We start from the raw sequence: 17,026 nt of genomic DNA, 5'->3' as shown, positions 1-17,026 counted from the left end.
TGCGGCGGGTTGTGCGAAACGGGCAATCATCATAGAGATCGGCCAACGATTTGGAGGAAGGCTTATGGATATGGAAAAGAGGTTCCCGACGCGTGAGGTTGACGGTGTGGATGTCCCGCAGATGGGCATCAAAGAGCTGATCAAGCAGCTCGGAGCGGCTCTTGAGACAATGGAAGGCAATCGCAAGTCATATACCTTGCCAGAGGAAATCGAGGCGGGTACGCTTATGGTCGCGCTTTTCGGCAATTCTTTGTACTACATGCGGTTGTTTGAAGAGAGCCTGCGCACGTTCGAGGCTGCGCAGAACGCCATGCTTGAGGAGCAGTTGCAGCAGGCCGATACTGTCGGCGGGATCTGCTAGGGCAGGGAATGGGGGAAGAGCGGGGCACGGGGCTTTAAGGGGATCCGTGACGGCTGGAGCGCAGAGGGGCCTTCCCGTGCCGAGGTCCCCTTCCTCAAGCCGATAAACGGACGGCTGAGCGCGTCTATAAAAAGCATAATGCCTTGCTTTGAATAAGACGGGCAGCCACGTTTGGGGCTTTTCCGAAGGCGGCCCCTACAAAGGGGTATAGGCTCTCTCTGACAAGCGGGAGGGGAAAGGTGCGCGTGGCTTACGATATAGCCGCAAAGGAAAGGGGCCGCCATCCCTGTAGGGAAGGGGCGGCCTTTGGGGTGATGGATACGAAAAAGGGCTTGTGTTTTGTCAACACAAGCCCTGTATTTCCAAGTGGTGCCGGGGGACAGAATTGAACTGCCCACACGGGGATTTTCAGTCCCCTGCTCTACCAACTGAGCTACCCCGGCTCGACAGGGAGAGTAACTACGCAAACTCTCCCGTCTTGGCAAGCTTTTTTTCGCTTTTTTCCGAATTTTTTTTCAATATATTTCTAATATGCGGAAAACGCATGAAAAAATCATCTATTGGGCAGGCACGATGCTCTTGATGATCACGGGCGTTTTCGGGACGTCCTGATAGGGGCCGTAGCTGCCGGTGGATACGGCCTTGATGCGGTCTACAACGTCCTGCCCCTGAACGACCTTCCCGAACACGGCATAGCCGTAGCCGGACGGCGTTTCGTTTTTGTGGTTCAGGAAATCGTTGTTCGCTACGTTGATGAAGAACTGCGACGTGGCGGAGTCGGGATCGCTGGTACGGGCCATGGCGATGGTGTAGGCGTCGTTTTTGAGGCCGTTCCCGGCTTCGTTGACCACGGGCTTGCGGGTGGTGGCCTTTTCCTGCATGTCGGCGGTATGGCCGCCGCCCTGAATCATGAACCCGTTGATGACGCGGTGGAAGATCGTGTTGTTGTAGAAGCCGGATTTCACGTAATACAAGAAGTTGCTGACGGTTTTGGGCGCTTTCGCGGGGCTCAGCTCAACGACGATGTCGCCCATGTTTGTTTCGATTTTGACTTTGGGCAGGGGCGCGGCGGCATGGCCCTGAATGGGCAGGAGGCCCGCGCCGAAGCACAGGGCGAGCGTGAGAACGGCAATACGGATGCTCTGCATGATTGTCTCCATAAAAGGTGAAAGAGTCCGCCGGACACGGCGGCTCCCCTTAGTATAGGGAAGAGGGTGCCGCTTGAAAAGCGGATTGCACGCCGCCCCGGACTTTCCGGCTTACAGCACTTCCCAGTCCCTGACGCGCAGTTCGACCGAGGCGATGCCGTTGTAGGCGTTGATGCCCGGCGTGTACGCGAGCCGGATGCGCTGCCCCTGTATGTTTTCGGGGATTTGATCCGCCTGCCGCCACGCCTTGGCCTGGAGGGTGATGCCGGAGCCTTCTTCCGTCACCTCAAGCGAGATGTGCTCGCGGGAATGGCCGAACGCCTTGCGCTTTTTTACCCGCAGGGGCAGCGAGGCGAAGATGGGTTCGGGGTTGCCGATGCCGAAGGGCTGGAGCAGTTCGAGCCCCTTCAGGACGGTGAAGTCCGAGGCCTGCGAAAAGGGCATTTCCGCATCAATCTTTAAAGAGGGCGTGAGCGGTTCTTCCCCAAGCTCCTCCCGGATGACGGCATCGAAACGCTCGCGCAGTTCGTCCAGGCGGCCGGGGGCGATACGCAGCCCCGCGGCCTGCCTGTGCCCGCCAAAGCCGAGCAGGATGTCGGCGCAGCGCGTGAGGCCCGCGTGGAGGTCGAATTCCGGGACGGAGCGGCCTGATCCCTTCAAGGTTTCCCCGTCGGAACAGAGGATCAGTACCGGGCGGTAGTAGGCTTCCACGATGCGCGACGCCACGATGCCGATGACGCCTTGATGCCAGTCCTCGCCGTACAGCACGAAGCCCAGCCGTTTGGGGTTGGCCTCGGCTTGTTCGATCGCTTCCTTGTAGATGCGCTCTTCTTCGGCGCGGCGTTCGTCGTTCAGGGCGGTCAGGGTCTGGGCAAGCTTGGCGGCCTCGTCGTGCGAGGGCGTGAGCAGCATGTCATGGGCCAGCGTGGGGCTGCCCAGACGCCCGGCGGCGTTGATGCGCGGGGCGAGGTTGAAGACCACTTGGCCCGCGCCGAGGGCCGCCACGGGGGAAAAACCGCTGGCCCCCTTGAGTTCGGCGAGGCCGGGGCGTTTGGCCTCCGCAATTTTGAGCAGGCCGTTTTTGACGAGGATGCGGTTTTGCCCCGTGAGCGAAACCATGTCCGCCAGCGTGCCGAGGGCCACGAGATCCAGCACCTGCCGCATGTCCATGCGCTTGCCCGACATGGCTTCCAGCCTGCCGTTGAGGGCGGCCATAAGGAAGAAGGCCACGCCCACGCCCGCCAGATGCGGGCAGGGGTTGTCTTCGCTGAGGCGCGGGTTGGTGATCGCGTGGGCTGGCGGCAGCTCGGCTGGCGGCATGTGGTGGTCGGACACCACCACCATAAAGCCCAGCTCCCTGGCCCGTTCCACGGCCTTCACATCGCTGATGCCGCAGTCCACGGTCAGCAGGACGCCCGGCCCTTCCTCGGCGGCGAGGCGTTCGATTTCAGGGATGTTGAGGCCGTAGCCCTCCTTCCGCCTGTCAGGGAGGTGTACCGACGAGGGCACGTCATGGAAGCGGAGGGTTTGCAGGATGAGCGTAGCGCCGGTGATGCCGTCCACGTCGTAGTCGCCCCAGATGAGGACTTTGCGCCCTTCCCGGATGCCTTGTTCCAGCGCATCGGCCGCTTCCCGCATGCCGGGCCAGCAGTCCGGGGGCGAGAGGTGGCGCAGCCCCGGCGAGAGGAACGAATCCATTTGGGCGGAAGTTTCCAGCCCGCGCTGCCAGAGCAGGTCGGCTACGACCTGAGGGACGCCCAGCTTGTCCGCCCATCCGGCGGGGCAGGGGCCCTTATCGGGCTGGTTGCGGAATTTCCATATTTTCATATTGATATTGGGGTGTTGGTGGTTGAACTCGGAGGGGGAGGGGGAAACTTTCTGTAGAAAGTTTCCCCCTCCCCCTCCGAACCTCCCCCTTCCTCTTCAAAGACTTTCGACTGGTGGGGAGGCTGCGCGTCAGGAGTCCCAAAAGGCTTCAAAAAGTTCAAGGGATGTGTTCCGGTCGGCCCGTCTTCCCATATGGAGGCAGGCTCGATTTTACCTTCTCCTCCGTCACCCGCGGCAAGGCCCGCCCCCGCATGTGGAGGCAGGCTGGATGCCGCACGCGAAAGTCTTGGGAGGGGAGAGGTGGGGCATGGGGAGGGAGAAGGGCAACACGTTTTCAGGAGGGGTTCCCTTTTTCTCCCCATTTTGCGTTTACGCTTTTTCCATCTCGTCCAGAATGGCGTGGGCCGTATCGGAGGGGACGGGGGCCTTGGTGATGGGGCGGCCGACGACGAGGAAATCGCTGCCGATGCGCACGGCCTGCGCGGGCGTCATGATGCGGCGCTGGTCGTCGGAAGCGGAGCCGGATGCCGGGCGGATGCCGGGCGTCAGGCACATCAGGCCGGGGCAGCGGGATTTGATGGCTTCGACCTCATGGCCGGAGCAGACCACGCCGTCCAGCCCCCACGACTGGCCGCCCGCCGCGAGATCGGCGGCAAGGCCGGAAAGGTCTTCCCCGTAGCCGGGCAGTTCGCCGGGGGCCATGCTGGTGAGCACGGTCACCGCGAAGAGCAGGGGCTTGGGGCCGCCTGCTTCGGCGCTTTGCCTGACGGCATCGACGGCGGCACGGATCATGCGTTCCCCGCCGAGCGCGTGCAGGGTGATGAGGTCAACGCCCATGAGACAGGCCGAACGCACGCCGCCCGCGACCGTATTCGGGATGTCGAACATCTTGAGGTCGAGCATGACCTTGAAGCCCATGTCCTTGAGCTTCCTGACGACGGCGGGGCCTTCGTGGGTGAAGAGCTCAAGGCCCACCTTCATCCAGATCGGGCAGCCGCGCAGGGATTCGGCGGTGGCGAGGGCGTCTTCGGCGTTGGTATAGTCGAGGGCTACAATGAGTTGGGCCATGGGTTCATCCTTCCAGAATGGTGTTTGCCAGCCCCGGACGGTGCGCGGGGTGGAGCGTCGAAGCGAGGTAGACCGCGCGCAGCTCGTCATAGGCCTTGTCCAGATCGTCGTTGACGATCCATGCGTCGAACCAGTGGGCCTGGCGGATTTCGGAGGCGGCATTGGACAGGCGGCGGGCGATGCTCGCTTCGTCGTCCGTGCCGCGCCCGCGCAGCCGGCGTTCCAGCTCGCTCAGGGACGGCGGCAGGAGAAAGACGTATTGCCCGCGCGGGAGCGAAAGGTGCAGTTGGGCCGCGCCCTGAACGTCGATGTCGAACAGGACGTCCTGCCCGGCTTTCAGGGTTTCGAGCACGGGGGCCAGCGGCGTCCCGTAATAATTGCCGTGCACATTGGCCCATTCCGCAAAAAATCCGGCTTCCCGGCGGCGGAGGAATTCTTCGACGGAAAGGAAATGGTAGTCCTTGCCGTCCACTTCATGGCTGCGCGGGGCCCTTGTGGTGCAGGAGATGGAATAGGCGAAGTTCGGGAATTCGGCCCGCAGGCGTTGGATGAGGGTCGTCTTTCCCGTCCCCGAAGGGGCGCATACGACGAGCAGCACCCCGGAACGGGCGGTTGTGGTCAGCGGCGTATCAGGCATTGTCCTCCTCCTGCATAAATCGTTGACCCAATGTGTCCGGCAGGATGGCGGAAAGGATCACATGGTTGGAATCGGTTATAATGATGGAACGGGTTTTTCGGCCTTGGGTGGCGTCCACGAGGCGGCCTTCCGTGCGGGCATCCTCACGCAGGCGGCGCATGGGGGAAGACGCCGGGTTGATGATGCCCACGACGCGGGAAGCGACCACGAAGTTGCCGAACCCGAGGTTGATGATCCGTTCTTTCGGCATAGCTATTCCAGATTCTGAACCTGCTCGCGGCATTTTTCCAGTTCGTTCTTGAAGTCCACCACAAGGCGGGACGTCTGGGCGTCCTGAATCTTGTTGCCGCAGGTGGCGATTTCGCGGAAGCACTCCTGAAGCGTGAAGTCGAGGCGCCGTCCGGCGTCGGCCCCGATTTCAAGGAGATCGCGCAGGCGTTCCAGATGGGCATGGAGGCGGGTGAGCTCTTCGCTGACGTCGAGCTTGTCCGAGAGGACGACCATTTCCTGAAGGAAGCGGCTTTCTTCCAGTTCGCCGTTGACGGCGGCGAGGGCTTCGGAAAGGCGTTCGCGGAGCACCGCAAACCGTTCTTCCTTGATCTCAGGGGCGCGTTCGTCGATGCGCGAAACCCATTCCTCCATCTGGGCGATGCGGGAGGCCATGTCGCGGGCCAGTGCCGCGCCTTCCGTCTCGCGGGATTCGTTCCAGTCCTCAAGCGCGGCGATAAGGCCCTCTTCGAGGCGTTCTTCCATTTCGTCGTCCCCGTCCCCGCTTTCGCGCTCCCAGAGCGTGGGGATGGCGAACAGGGCGTTGTAGTCCGGCTCGAAGGCGTCCCCGTGCAGATCCGCGAGCGCGGCCACCTGATCCAGCATGGCCGAGGCCTGCGCCGCATCAAAACGGAGGTTGGCCGCCGCGCCGCGCTGCTGGAGGGTGAGGGCGATTTCCATGCGGCCCCGCGCGGCGAAGCGCCGAACCACGCGTTCCAGACGGGACTCCAGCCCCCGCGCCTGAAGGGGGAGGCGCCATTTGAGATCCAGATGGCGGTTGTTTACACTCCGTATTTCCCACGTTTGCGTCCAGTCCGCGTCTTCCATGACGCAACGGCCGAAGCCGGTCATACTCCGCAGCATAGATTCTCCTTCAGGCTGTCAGCGTTGGGGATGGCTATCCGCATTATGTTACGGCATAAAGTTTTTCGGCACAAGAGCGGAAGCGGTTTGCCCGGCACTGGCTTCCCGTTTGATTTCAGTATATCCTTGACCCGATATGGGGACATGCCGCGGAAAGGAAGCTATCCGCCGTTTTTCGGCTCTTGACGTCCTTTTCCAAATAATACAAACCAATTTGTCTTTAGAACGCTCATAAGACATGATTGTTTCATCTTCACATAGGGTAAAGATACAGCCTTTTTCTTCCGTTTTCCGTTAGCGGGCCCCGTGACAGAGACGTTTTATTGGTTATTTGAAATGTGGAAAAAGAAAACATCAATCATTTAGTGGCGCAGCCTTGTCTTTTGAAGCGGGTTCCGGCAGTTGTGCCGGATAGGGGGAAAATCCGCCCGCCGCTTTTTTACGTCCTTCATTGAGCAGCAGGATGGGATGCCTATGGCCGTTCTTTGCGTGGAAGACCTTGATCATCTGGGGCTTACAGTCAGCGATATCAAGGCCACGTGCCGTTTTTACCAGCAGGTTCTCGGCATGACGCCGTTCACGTTCGGCAGCGGACGTACCGCCCTTTCGTTCGGCAGCCGTACGATCAACCTTCATGAAGCGGGCAAGGGGGATTTCCCTCAGGCCCATAACCCTCTTCCGGGCACGGCGGATCTGTGCTTCCTTTCCCGGACGCCGGTCGTTGAAATGCTGGATCATCTCAAAGCCAATGATGTCCCTGTGGAGGAGGGCCCGGTGCGGCGTGAAGGCGCCCTTGGGCCCATCACCTCCGTGTATTTCCGTGACCCAGACGGAAACTTGATCGAAGTGGCGAATTATACGGAAGCCTGAGCCTTCCGCGAGGTCTGTCATGCGCGTTTTGCCTTTCACGAAGTATTCACCCTGCGGAAATACGACCATCCTTGTCCGGGAGGCTTCGCTGTCCCCGGCGGACAGGGCCCGTGCCGCCGCCGAAATCATTGCTCCGGGGCATCTGGAAGCGGAGCAGGCCGGGTATGTGGACACCGCCGCTCCCGTCCCGCGGCTGGACATGATGGGCGGGGAGTTCTGCGTGAACGCGACCCGCGCCTTTGCCGCGCTGCTTGCCGAAGAGGGGAGGCTCAGCCCGGAAAGCGGCGGGCTTGGCGGGATCGTGAGCGTATCCGGGATGCCGGAGCGCCTGCGCGTCCGCGTCCGGCGTCTGGCCGCCCACCGTTTCGAGTCCGCCGTTCTCTTGGATCTGCCGCAAGAGCCTCCGTTGGAGAACGTGGCTCCGGGCATACATCTTGTCCGGGTGCCGGGCATTGCGCATCTGGTGCTGGATGCCGCCGCGCATCCGCTCCCCGCCGACAAGGATCGGGACACCGCCGCGCTGTTTGCCCGTTTCGGGCTGTTGGGCGAGGATGCCGCCGGGTGCATCTGGCTTCATCGTGAGCCGTCCGGCCTACGGATCACGCCTTTCGTATGGGTGCGCGGAACCGGGACGACCTACGCCGAGACTGCCTGCGGTTCCGGGGCATTGGCTGCGTCCATCGTCTGCCGTGGCGTTTACGGCGATGCGGGGGAACTGTCGCTGATGCAGCCGGGCGGTGAGCCGCTGCGTGTCGTGCCGGAGGGTTCCGCCCATCCCGGAGGCTGGGCCGCATGGATCGGCGGGGCTGTCAGGTGCATAGCCCGCGGGGATGTTTTTGTGGAATGTCTGGATTGAGAGGGAAGAACCGGGGGAAGGGAGGGGAAACCCTTCTGAAGAAGCGTTTCCCCTCCCTTCCCCCGGCCCCCATCCCTCCCCTTCCCAAGACTTTCGACTGGTGGGGAGGCCGCGCGGCGGGAGTTCCGCCGGATGAGGGAGACGTTCGCGTTTTGATGGAAACTGTATTGCAACTCTATGAAATTCAAAATGGATCCTTCAAAAATGATTGGAAAGGCGAGTGCCTCCGATGAGGCGGCGGCTTGACGGGGAGGCCGAATTTCGTCATTTTTTCAAAGCAGGCCTCAAGCCGGGACAACATGAAAGGCGGGACACGTTTCAAGAGCGTCCCGCCTTTCTTTATATCTATATTGATGGCAGTTGGTGAGGCATGAATCTATATTGATGGCAGTTGGTGAGGCATGAAGCGGTTCTCTTCTGAGAGGACGTTGATGTCATCATACTATTTCGTTAGGTTGTGTCATTGTTTAATATATAACTATTTGAAAATGTTGAAATAACTTTTGTATCTTAAAAAATAAATAATTTCAATATATTATATATTAACGACACAGCCTAGAAACTATCCGTACTTTCTTAAGATGGAAGAAAAAGGCGTTATCCCCTAGTAGCTGATTGATATTTTTGGCTCTGCCATAGTATGTGCTGTTTATCTCCACAGCGCGGTGAACATACAGCCTTTTTTCCAGTTTTCCCCTTGGCGGGCTCCACGGCTAAGGCATTTTGCTGGTTATTCCTTTGGAACTTCAAGGAAAAGGGCATCAACTCTTTTCTATGATACAGCCATATTTTTTTCTTGAAACTCCAAATAGCCTGTTATAGTAGAAGGTTGATATTCTATTCCATATATTCAAGATAAATGCTGAGGAAAATTCTTTTTGTCGTTGGGTCGATAGAAAGTATCTTTAAAAAAGGCTGTGCCATAGGAAACGGTTGGTGATTTATTTCTTGAAAACCCAAAGGAATAATCAATGAATGCCCCAATTATGGAGCCAATCAGTAAAAAACTGGAGAAATAGCCTGTATTTTCAGCATATTTTAGACATAAAACAACCGTATGTTATGACAGAGCCTAAAGAAATAGGCTGTGTTATAGAAAATGGTAGATGCTTTTTTCCTTGGAGCTCCAAAGGGATAACCGGAAAAATGCCTTAGCCGTGGCTCCCGCCAAGGGGGAAAACCGGAGAAAACGGCTGTGTTTTCATCGTACTGTGGAGATGAAACAACCACATACTATGACAAAGCCTAAAAAAATAAAATTGATTGTTATAAAATGATAACAATTAAATGTGATGATAAAACCGCACAATAAATAATCAAAACGCCTCTATAATGAAGTTTTCCAGAAAGCTCTGAGGATGTGTTTCCTCCATCTCTACAATATGATAAAAATACGGCCTTTTCCTCAGCTTTCCATTGTGGAACCCATAGTGGAGGCATTTTATTGATTATCTTTTGGGAACTTCAAGAAACACCAACCATTTTCTATGAGGCTGTGTTTAAGTTTGTGGTTGATACAAGATTCCAACTGGAAAGGAAGAGTTCTTTGGAAATTATCTGGAGGTCTCGCAACAATTCTTCAAAACTGGATTTTATGTGATAAACAAAAAATGAGAGCTGCCCACATCACCAGACGTGGAACGAGCTTTTATCTATTGATTTTCATTGAAAAAAATCATCAACCGTAAAATTGAACGCAGCCTTCTATGATACGGCCTCCAATAAAAAGTACCTGAAAATTGTACATCCATTACCTTGAATGAAAACATCAACCTCTTCTTATAACGGAACCAATAAAGATATTGAAAGGCCAACACCCCTTATTCTGAAACGGAGATACGCATTCAGGGAATGCTGGGAATAGGGATTCGATAAGCGTGAAAGTCTTTGAAGAGGAAGGGGTGGGGTCTGGGGAGGGGGAGGGGAAACTTTCTCCAGAAAGTTTCCCCTCCCCCTCCCCAGTTCTCCAGTTCCCCTACGCCCCTTCCTCACGCCTCTTGTGATAAGCGTGCTGGATAAAACGTACGAGGTCGCCCTTGCGGGCGGCCCAGTCGGGGGCGACGAGCTCGCCGGGGGCCGGATCGGCGACGACGCGGTGGATGATGATGTCGGGGCGGAGTTCCGTAAGGGCATCCACGGCAAGCTCGATGTAGGCGCCCTCCGTCAGCGGGACGTAGCCGCCGGAACGGTAGGCCTGCTCAAGCGCCGTGTTCCGGCAAACATAGACGTTGTGCAGCTTGACCCCGTGGACGGGCAGGGCGTTGAGGCGGCGGACGGTGGCGTGTACGTCGTCCGGCGTTTCTCCGGGAAGGCCGAGCATGAGGTGCGCGCAGACCTGCACGTCGGTTTTTTCCGCCAGTTCGATGGCCCGCGCCGAGGCCGCCGCGTCGTGCCCCCGGTTGATGCGCCGCAAGGTGGCGTCGTTCAGGGTCTGAACCCCAAGCTCAAGCCATTTTTCTTTCCACGGCGCGGCTCCGAGGAGAGCCATTTTTTCGGCGTCGAGGCAGTCGGGCCGGGTTCCCACGGAAATCCCGGCGAGATCGGGCAGGGTGCGGAAAATCTCCAGCATCGCCGCAAGCCGCGAGGCGGGGCCGTAGGTATTGGAAAAAGATTGCAGGTACGCGAGGAACAGCGAGGCCCGGTTGGACTTGCGGAAGTGTTCGCGCCAGTATTCCCATTGGGCGGGGAGGTTCATCCCGGCAAGGCCGAGCCCGGAACCGGAACCTATGGCGTTGCAGAAGGTGCAGCCCGCGCGGGAGAGCGTCCCGTCACGGTTGGGGCAGCTTGCCCCGGCGTCGAGGGGGATCTTCTGGACCCGCTGGCCGAAGCGTTGGCGGAGATGGACGGTGAACGTGTTCCATGTATGCATCAAAACGGGCCTTTCGGTCGGACAGCCGCCAACGCGGTGGCGGTACATTTATTTTGACCTTGATTGTTATACATTGAAAATATTTACTATATGTTGTAGTTTGCCAAAACCGGCGGGAGCTTGCTCTTGACAGCGGGGCGTTTTTGGCCCAACACTTCGCGACTGAACTAAGCTACCTGCAAAATGGAAAGCTGAAAAGAGCGTGCGGTTTCCGCAAACGAACCGGCGCGCCAGTTCCCTCCGGCTCTCCTAATTTCCACTTCCGGTACTGATTGAAGATCGACAGATCTTGTTTGGCCCATAGAGAAGACAAGTGAGCAATCCTGTATGCCAAAACTCGTGAATTTCATTCTCGGCGCGTTTTCCAATGATCTCGCCATCGACTTGGGAACCGCCAATACCTGCGTGTACGTGAAGGGGCAGGGCATCGTCCTGCGCGAACCCTCCGTCGTCGCCGTCAAGAAGGACTCTCGCGGCAACAGCGTGGTGTTGGCCGTCGGTCAGGACGCCAAGCGCATGCTTGGGCGTACCCCGGGCAATATTCAGGCTATCCGCCCCATGAAGGACGGGGTCATCGCCGATTTTGAAGTGACCGAAGCCATGCTTCGCCATTTTATCTCTAAGGTGCACAATTCCCGCCGCCACCTTGTCCGTCCCCGGATCATGGTGTGCGTGCCTACCGGCATCACGCAGGTGGAAAAGCGCGCGGTGAAGGAATCCGCCCAGAGCGCGGGCGCCCGCGAAGTCTATCTTATTGAAGAGCCCATGGCCGCCGCCATCGGCGCCAACCTCCCGATTCAGGAGCCCACCTCCAACATGGTGGTGGACATCGGGGGCGGCACCACGGAAGTCGCGGTCATCTCCCTGTCGGGCATCGTGTATTCCCGCTCGGTGCGCGTCGGCGGCGACAAGATGGACGAATCCATCATGACGCACGTAAAACGCAAATACAACATGCTGATCGGCGAGTCCTCCGCGGAAGAGATCAAGATCAAGATCGCCTCAGCCTATCCTATGGACCCCGAACAGCAGATCGAAGTCAAGGGCCGCGATCTCGTGACCGGCATCCCGCAGAACATCATCATCACCTCGGAGGAAGTCCGCAAGGCCATTTCCGAACAGGTGGACAGCATTGTCCAGGCCGTGCGCATCGCCCTTGAACAGACCCCCCCGGAACTCGCCGCCGACATCGTGGATCGCGGCATCGTCCTTACCGGCGGCGGCGCGCTGCTCAAGGGGTTGGATCAGCTCCTGCGCGAAGAAACCTCCCTGCCCATCACCGTGGTGGAAGATCCGCTGTCCACGGTCGTCATGGGCACCGGCCGCGCGCTCGACAACCTCAATGAACTCGGCGACGTCTGTATTGACTGATAGCGCGCCTGCCGGGGGATGCCCCCGCAGGCTTTCCGGCCCGCAGCCCGTTTCCCTGCCGGCTCTGCGGGCCGGTTCATCTCCGCCTTCCGCTGGATTCCGCCCATCGGCGGGCCTTTCTCCGGACAAAGCATGTCTCCCAAGCACATCCTGCTGATTCCCGCCCTTGCCCTGTTGATGTACCTCGGTATGTACAGTTGGAACCAGCGCACCCATATCCTCGACAACTTCGCGGCCAACACAGGGCTCGAAGCCTCGGGCGTCGTCCTCAAGTCGGTGCGCATGGTGCAGGACACGGTCATGGGGGCGTGGAACCGCTATCTTGATCTTGTGGACGTGCGTGAGGAGAATGACGAGCTCAAGAAGCAGGTCGAACAGCTCCGCCATAAGCTGCTGATGGCCTCTGAGGAGCGTGCCGAGCTCATCCGCCTGCGCCGCCTGCTGACGCTTACGCCGCCGGAAGGCTGGCAGACGCTTGGGGCCCGTGTGCTCGCCGGGCGCATGGGGGCGAATTCCGCGCTGGCGTCCGTGCTCATCGGGCGCGGGTACATGACGGGGGCCATTCCGGGAACGCCGGTCATGACCCCGCAGGGCGTCGCGGGCCGGGTGCTGCGGGCCGGGCCGAGTTCGGCCACGGTGCTCCTGCTCGTCGATCCGGGGAGCCGTATCGCGGTGATCAGCCAAGAGAGCCGCATTCAGGGCATACTCGTGGGCGGCGGCCCGGACAAGCCGCTGGAGATGCGTTTCGTGTCGCACAACGATGTGATCCGCGCCGGTGAAATTCTGGTCACATCCGGCCTCGACGATGCGTTCCCCAAAGGGATCCCCGTGGCGCGGGTATTGTCGGCAACGCCTTCGGATCTTTCATCGTTTCAGACCATTCAGGCCGCTCCGCTGGCGACGTTGTCCGAGCTTGAAGAAGTGCTGCTCATTTCCCGTGTGGAAGGTTCCGGCGTTTCCGGCTCGCTGTCCGGCGTGCTGGGGGCGCCGCGCCAGTCCTCGGCCGATCCGGCGGGCGGCCCCGCCGTGCAGCGCGCACAGCCCCAGCCCGGCCAGCAGGGATCGACGATCCCCGGCCCGCCCCGTCCCGACGCGCCGTTTTTCCTGAGCGGCCCGACGCCCCCGCCCGGGCTGCCGCTGCGGGGCCGTCCATGACGCTCAACATCCTGTGGTGGGCGGCCTTTTTCGTGCTCGGCCTTGCCCTCCAGCAGGCGCTGCCCGGCACGGACGTCCTGGTCGCCGGTTTGTTTCTGGCTTTGCAGGAGCGCCGCCCTTTCCAGCTCGCCGTGGTGCTGTTCGCGCTCATCCTCGTTCAAGAGGGCGTGGGCACGTTGGATTTCGGCACGTCCGTTCTTTGGTACCTTTTGGTCATTACGCTCTTTTTCGCCGGGCGCTGGATGTTTGAAACGGAAAACTGGCTGTTCGTGCTGCTCCTCAGCGGCTGTATCGGCTTGGCGCATTACGGCGTCATCTGGCTCATGACGCGGCTTCAGTTTATTCCTCTCGATATGACGCGGCTGCTTGACGAAAGCATCCTTCAGGCGCTGCTGACGCCGTTTGTCTGGCAATGCAGCATGATGGCGCGCCGGTGGGTGGTTCCCAATGAAAACAATACAGCTTGAAACCGAAGGCTACCAGCCGCCCAAGAGCGGGCTTATCCTGTTGCAGTGCCTTGTCGGTTTGCTGTTCTTCACGTTCGTCATCCGGTTTTGGTACCTCCAGATCCACCGTGGGGCCGATTTTGCGCAGCAGGCGCAGGCCAACCATCTGCGGCAGGAGTCGGTATATGCCTCGCGGGGCCTTATCCGTGACGTGAAGGGCACGCTGCTTGCCGAAAACCGCCCCGCCTTCGGGCTGGCCCTGATCCGGGAAGACTGCAAGGACATTTCCTCCACCTTGGCGCAGGTCAGCGAATGGGCGGGCATCCCGCTGGAGCAGCTTGCCAACCGTTTTCAGCAGGACAGGCGCAAGGTGAAGCCTTTCGAGCCGATCCTTTTGCTCAACGACATGCCTTTCGATCAGGTCGCGCGCATTGAGGCGCAGCTCATGCACTGGCCGGGGCTGGAAATCGTCACCCGTTCCAAGCGCTATTATCCCGAAGGCAAGGAGTTCGCGCATATCCTCGGCTATGTGGCGGAAGCCAACGAGCGGGAGCTTGCCGCCGATCCGTACCTTGCCCTCGGCGACACGGTGGGCAAGCAAGGGCTTGAGTATGTGTTCGAGCAGCGTCTGCGCGGGCACAAGGGGCTTTACAACGTCGAAGTCGACGTCCTTGGGCGTTCCCTCGGCAAGACGCTGGTTGAAGAGCCGCAGAACGGGGAAAACCTTCAGCTTTCCCTCGACACCAAGCTGCAAAAGCAGCTCGCGGCGCTGCTCGGCGGCCAGACGGGCAGCATTGTGGTCATGGAGCCGCAGACGGGCCGGCTTTTGGCGCTGGTGACGAACCCTTCCTACGACAACAACGTGTTTGTCGGCGGCCTGTCCCAGAAGGACTGGGTGGCGCTGCGCGACGATCCCTTCCATCCGCTCCAGAACCGGGCCATCCAGAGCGTATACCCGCCCGGCTCGGTCTGGAAACTCATGATGGTCGGGATGTTTCTCAAGGAGGGCATCTCCCCCTCGTTCCGGGTCGTGTGTACCGGCTCCGTGAAGCTCGGCAACCGGGAATTCCGGTGCTGGAGGAGGGGGGGGCATGGCTCCGTGGACATGATCCAGTCGCTTCTGCATTCGTGCGACGTGTATTATTATGTGCTCGGCGAAAAACTCGGCATCAACCGCATCGAGCAATTTGCCAAGGCGTGCGGGTTCGGCGCGCCTACGGGCATCGATCTGCCGCATGAGAAATCCGGCCTTGTGCCGTCGAGGGCATGGAAGAAGCGCCGTTCGGGTGAGCCGTGGTATCGGGGGGAAACGCTTAATGTTTCCATCGGGCAGGGGTACACGCTGGTGACGCCGCTCCAGATGGCGAATTTCGTGAGCGCGCTGCTCAACGGCGGCAAGCTGATGAAGCCTCAGCTTCTGGCCGATGCCAAGCCGGAAGTCCGGGGGGAGATCCCTTTCAGCGAAGAGGCCCGCAAGCTGGTATTGGAAGGCATGCGCGTTACGGCGGATGTCGGCACTGCCAAGGTTCTGCGCCGCACGGACGCCGTTATCGGCGGCAAGACGGGGACTGCGCAGGTCGTCAAGATCCGCATGGTCGGCGAGCGCAGGCAGCGTACGGCGGAAATGGCGTATCTGGAGCGCGACCACGCATGGATTGCCTCATACGGCCGCAAGGACGGAAAGGATGTGGTCGTTGTCGTCATGCTGGAGCACGGGGGCGGCGGCAGTTCGGCGGCCGGCCCGGTAGCCCGTGACGTATATAACATTCTTTACGGGACTCCGCTTGGGCCGCAGCCGCAGAGGGCGGCAGCCCGCACGGTGCGCGAGGATTGATTGCGGAATGAGGCGGGGGAGGGGCTTTCCGTACCCCCCCCTCGGCCTCTATTCGCAGAACATCGACGCTATCGGATTCCCGTTCTGCGGGCGGGCATGCCGGAAGCTTCGTTTTCTGATAAAGTATCGTCCTGTTAATTATCCTAATCAGGATAATTAACAATAAAAGAAACATATTCGGGCGGTTCCGTTTGTGCCGGGGTCCGGGGGGCGGCTCGCCTCCCGGCGGGTGCAGGGCGGCGCCCTGCCGGGGTACGGGGCGGAGCCCCGTCAGGAGTTGCTGCATGGCGATGGATCGGAGACTGCTGACGTATATCAACTGGGGGCTTGTGGCCGCCACGCTCCTGCTGTTCTGGGTGGGGATCGGCAACCTGTATTCCGCCAGCGGCGTCAGGGTGGAGGACGGCATCAGCCTTGCCCCGTACTATGAACGCCAGATGATCTGGGGGGCGTTCGGCCTGATCGCCATGATCGCCTGCATGAGCTTCGACTACCGCCATTTGCAGGCTATGGCCCTGCCTTTTTTCCTGATTGTGCTCTTTTCCCTCTGCCTGATCCCTATCTTTGGGAAAGTCATCTACGGCGCGCGCCGCTGGATCGATTTGGGGTTCTTCCACTTCCAGCCCAGTGAAATGGCCAAGATTGCCGTGCTGATCATGGGGGCGCAGGTGCTCTCGCTGGACGGCGAGCCGCTGTCGTGGAAGAAGCTTTTTCAGGTCTCGTGCGTGGGCGGCATCCCCGCGGCTTTCATCGTATGCCAGCCTGACCTTGGGACGGCATTGACCGTATTGGCCATCCTTGGCGGCATGATCCTGTACCACGGCCTCAAGAAGCGGGTTCTGCTCGTCTGCCTCATCAGCATTCCATTGCTGCTTCCCGTGGCGTGGTTCGCGCTGCACGACTACCAGAAGCAGCGCATCATGACATTCCTTGATCCGTCCAGTGATCCGCGGGGGGCGGGATACCATATTATCCAGTCAAAAATCGCCATAGGCTCCGGCCAGATATGGGGGAAGGGCTTCCTTGAGGGTACGCAGAGCAAGCTGAGCTTCCTTCCTGAAAAGCATACCGACTTTGCCATCGCCGTGTTCGGCGAGGAATGGGGTTTTGTCGGCTGCGTCGCGCTCATGGCGCTGTTCAGCCTCTTTTTATTGAGTATTTTCGAGACGGTGCGGGGGGCCAAAGATCGTTTTGGGAGCAACCTCGCGGCGGGGATTTTCATCTATTTCTTTTGGCAAATCTTTATCAACGCCGGCATGGTAGTGGGGATCATGCCGGTGGTCGGCATCCCCCTCCCTTTCATCAGCTATGGCGGCAGCGCCACGGTGGTCAACTTTTCCCTGATCGGGCTGGTCTTGAATATTTCCATGCGCCGCTTCCTGTTCAAAACGTAACGGATGCCGCGGCGTCCGGCTGAATAATATTTTTTTCACAAAGCTGGAAGAAGGGGCCG

15 protein-coding genes and 1 tRNA gene are annotated in these 17,026 nt (G+C 59.4%); 8 read left to right on the top strand and 8 right to left on the bottom strand.

Annotated features, from left to right (window positions below; all coding sequences use genetic code 11):
- The first annotated feature begins 64 nt into the window (after nt 1-64).
- The gene (locus AC6I1V_RS06720) at nt 65-361 is read left to right on the top strand and encodes a hypothetical protein (protein ID WP_486854244.1); all 297 of its coding nucleotides are present in this window, start codon (nt 65-67) and stop codon (nt 359-361) included.
- Nucleotides 362-728: 367 nt separating this feature from the next.
- Here the strand turns inward: AC6I1V_RS06720 and AC6I1V_RS06715 are convergent.
- From AC6I1V_RS06715 to AC6I1V_RS06685, 7 genes are all read right to left on the bottom strand, one after another.
- Nucleotides 729-804: transfer RNA gene (locus AC6I1V_RS06715), tRNA-Phe, on the bottom strand.
- 114 nt (nt 805-918) lie between these two features.
- The gene (locus AC6I1V_RS06710; protein WP_486853872.1) at nt 919-1,509 is read right to left on the bottom strand and encodes a peptidylprolyl isomerase; all 591 of its coding nucleotides are present in this window, start codon (nt 1,507-1,509) and stop codon (nt 919-921) included.
- A 111-nt stretch (nt 1,510-1,620) separates the two neighbouring features.
- Nucleotides 1,621-3,336: a single-stranded-DNA-specific exonuclease RecJ gene (gene recJ / locus AC6I1V_RS06705; RefSeq protein WP_486853871.1), complete on the bottom strand. Its 1,716-nt coding sequence runs from the start codon at nt 3,334-3,336 to the stop codon at nt 1,621-1,623.
- Nucleotides 3,337-3,705: 369 nt separating this feature from the next.
- Nucleotides 3,706-4,404 carry an orotidine-5'-phosphate decarboxylase gene (gene pyrF, locus AC6I1V_RS06700; protein ID WP_486853870.1) on the bottom strand — a complete coding sequence of 233 codons (699 nt, stop codon included), beginning with the start codon at nt 4,402-4,404 and terminating at the stop codon, nt 3,706-3,708.
- 4 nt (nt 4,405-4,408) lie between these two features.
- Nucleotides 4,409-5,041, bottom strand: coding sequence for a guanylate kinase (gene gmk, locus AC6I1V_RS06695; RefSeq protein WP_486853869.1), 633 nt, complete (start codon nt 5,039-5,041; stop codon nt 4,409-4,411).
- Nucleotides 5,034-5,291, bottom strand: coding sequence for a DUF370 domain-containing protein (locus AC6I1V_RS06690; RefSeq protein ID WP_302553979.1), 258 nt, complete (start codon nt 5,289-5,291; stop codon nt 5,034-5,036). The genes gmk and AC6I1V_RS06690 overlap by 8 nt, the downstream gene beginning before the upstream one ends.
- Before the next feature lie 2 nt (nt 5,292-5,293).
- Nucleotides 5,294-6,172, bottom strand: coding sequence for a YicC/YloC family endoribonuclease (locus AC6I1V_RS06685; RefSeq protein WP_486853868.1), 879 nt, complete (start codon nt 6,170-6,172; stop codon nt 5,294-5,296).
- 474 nt (nt 6,173-6,646) lie between these two features.
- Here AC6I1V_RS06685 and AC6I1V_RS06680 point away from each other — a divergent pair, with 474 nt between their 5' ends.
- Entirely contained in the window at nt 6,647-7,042 is a 396-nt protein-coding gene (locus AC6I1V_RS06680) for a VOC family protein (protein ID WP_302553977.1), read from the top strand.
- Nucleotides 7,043-7,061: 19 nt separating this feature from the next.
- Nucleotides 7,062-7,898 carry a histidine racemase CntK family protein gene (locus tag AC6I1V_RS06675; RefSeq protein WP_337432034.1) on the top strand — a complete coding sequence of 279 codons (837 nt, stop codon included), beginning with the start codon at nt 7,062-7,064 and terminating at the stop codon, nt 7,896-7,898.
- A gap of 1,975 nt (nt 7,899-9,873) precedes the next feature.
- Here the strand turns inward: AC6I1V_RS06675 and mnmL are convergent.
- Complete coding sequence (gene mnmL / locus AC6I1V_RS06670; protein ID WP_486854962.1) at nt 9,874-10,767, bottom strand: tRNA modification radical SAM protein MnmL/YtqA; 894 nt, start codon at nt 10,765-10,767, stop codon at nt 9,874-9,876.
- Nucleotides 10,768-11,094: 327 nt separating this feature from the next.
- Here mnmL and AC6I1V_RS06665 point away from each other — a divergent pair, with 327 nt between their 5' ends.
- The 5 genes from AC6I1V_RS06665 (at nt 11,095) to rodA (ending at nt 16,967) form a co-directional block, all read left to right on the top strand.
- Nucleotides 11,095-12,138 carry a rod shape-determining protein gene (locus tag AC6I1V_RS06665; RefSeq protein WP_005028805.1) on the top strand — a complete coding sequence of 348 codons (1,044 nt, stop codon included), beginning with the start codon at nt 11,095-11,097 and terminating at the stop codon, nt 12,136-12,138.
- A gap of 132 nt (nt 12,139-12,270) precedes the next feature.
- A complete protein-coding gene (locus tag AC6I1V_RS06660; RefSeq protein ID WP_486854963.1) occupies nt 12,271-13,293 on the top strand; it encodes a rod shape-determining protein MreC in 1,023 nt (340 codons plus the stop codon).
- Nucleotides 13,290-13,760 (top strand): hypothetical protein, encoded by a 471-nt coding sequence (locus AC6I1V_RS06655; RefSeq protein ID WP_302553456.1) that lies wholly within the window; start codon nt 13,290-13,292, stop codon nt 13,758-13,760. Before AC6I1V_RS06660 ends, AC6I1V_RS06655 begins: the two co-directional genes overlap by 4 nt.
- Nucleotides 13,741-15,573, top strand: coding sequence for a penicillin-binding protein 2 (gene mrdA / locus AC6I1V_RS06650; protein ID WP_302553457.1), 1,833 nt, complete (start codon nt 13,741-13,743; stop codon nt 15,571-15,573). Before AC6I1V_RS06655 ends, mrdA begins: the two co-directional genes overlap by 20 nt.
- Nucleotides 15,574-15,857: 284 nt before the next feature.
- A complete protein-coding gene (gene rodA / locus AC6I1V_RS06645) occupies nt 15,858-16,967 on the top strand; it encodes a rod shape-determining protein RodA (protein ID WP_302553458.1) in 1,110 nt (369 codons plus the stop codon).
- Nucleotides 16,968-17,026 lie beyond the last annotated feature (59 nt).

Source organism: Bilophila sp. T19-St14, from assembly GCF_059728385.1.
The sequence above is the reverse complement of the archived record's forward strand: the minus strand, read 5'-3'. Positions and strand labels throughout refer to the sequence as shown.

Coding starts and splice junctions, on each gene's coding strand:
- AC6I1V_RS06720 (WP_486854244.1), top strand. CDS start 65: ATGGATATGGAAAAGAGGTTCCCGACGCGTGAGGTTGACGGTGTGGAT.
- AC6I1V_RS06710 (WP_486853872.1), bottom strand. CDS start 1,509: ATGCAGAGCATCCGTATTGCCGTTCTCACGCTCGCCCTGTGCTTCGGC.
- recJ (WP_486853871.1), bottom strand. CDS start 3,336: ATGAAAATATGGAAATTCCGCAACCAGCCCGATAAGGGCCCCTGCCCC.
- pyrF (WP_486853870.1), bottom strand. CDS start 4,404: ATGGCCCAACTCATTGTAGCCCTCGACTATACCAACGCCGAAGACGCC.
- gmk (WP_486853869.1), bottom strand. CDS start 5,041: ATGCCTGATACGCCGCTGACCACAACCGCCCGTTCCGGGGTGCTGCTC.
- AC6I1V_RS06690 (WP_302553979.1), bottom strand. CDS start 5,291: ATGCCGAAAGAACGGATCATCAACCTCGGGTTCGGCAACTTCGTGGTC.
- AC6I1V_RS06685 (WP_486853868.1), bottom strand. CDS start 6,172: ATGCTGCGGAGTATGACCGGCTTCGGCCGTTGCGTCATGGAAGACGCG.
- AC6I1V_RS06680 (WP_302553977.1), top strand. CDS start 6,647: ATGGCCGTTCTTTGCGTGGAAGACCTTGATCATCTGGGGCTTACAGTC.
- AC6I1V_RS06675 (WP_337432034.1), top strand. CDS start 7,062: ATGCGCGTTTTGCCTTTCACGAAGTATTCACCCTGCGGAAATACGACC.
- mnmL (WP_486854962.1), bottom strand. CDS start 10,767: ATGCATACATGGAACACGTTCACCGTCCATCTCCGCCAACGCTTCGGC.
- AC6I1V_RS06665 (WP_005028805.1), top strand. CDS start 11,095: ATGCCAAAACTCGTGAATTTCATTCTCGGCGCGTTTTCCAATGATCTC.
- AC6I1V_RS06660 (WP_486854963.1), top strand. CDS start 12,271: ATGTCTCCCAAGCACATCCTGCTGATTCCCGCCCTTGCCCTGTTGATG.
- AC6I1V_RS06655 (WP_302553456.1), top strand. CDS start 13,290: ATGACGCTCAACATCCTGTGGTGGGCGGCCTTTTTCGTGCTCGGCCTT.
- mrdA (WP_302553457.1), top strand. CDS start 13,741: ATGAAAACAATACAGCTTGAAACCGAAGGCTACCAGCCGCCCAAGAGC.
- rodA (WP_302553458.1), top strand. CDS start 15,858: ATGGCGATGGATCGGAGACTGCTGACGTATATCAACTGGGGGCTTGTG.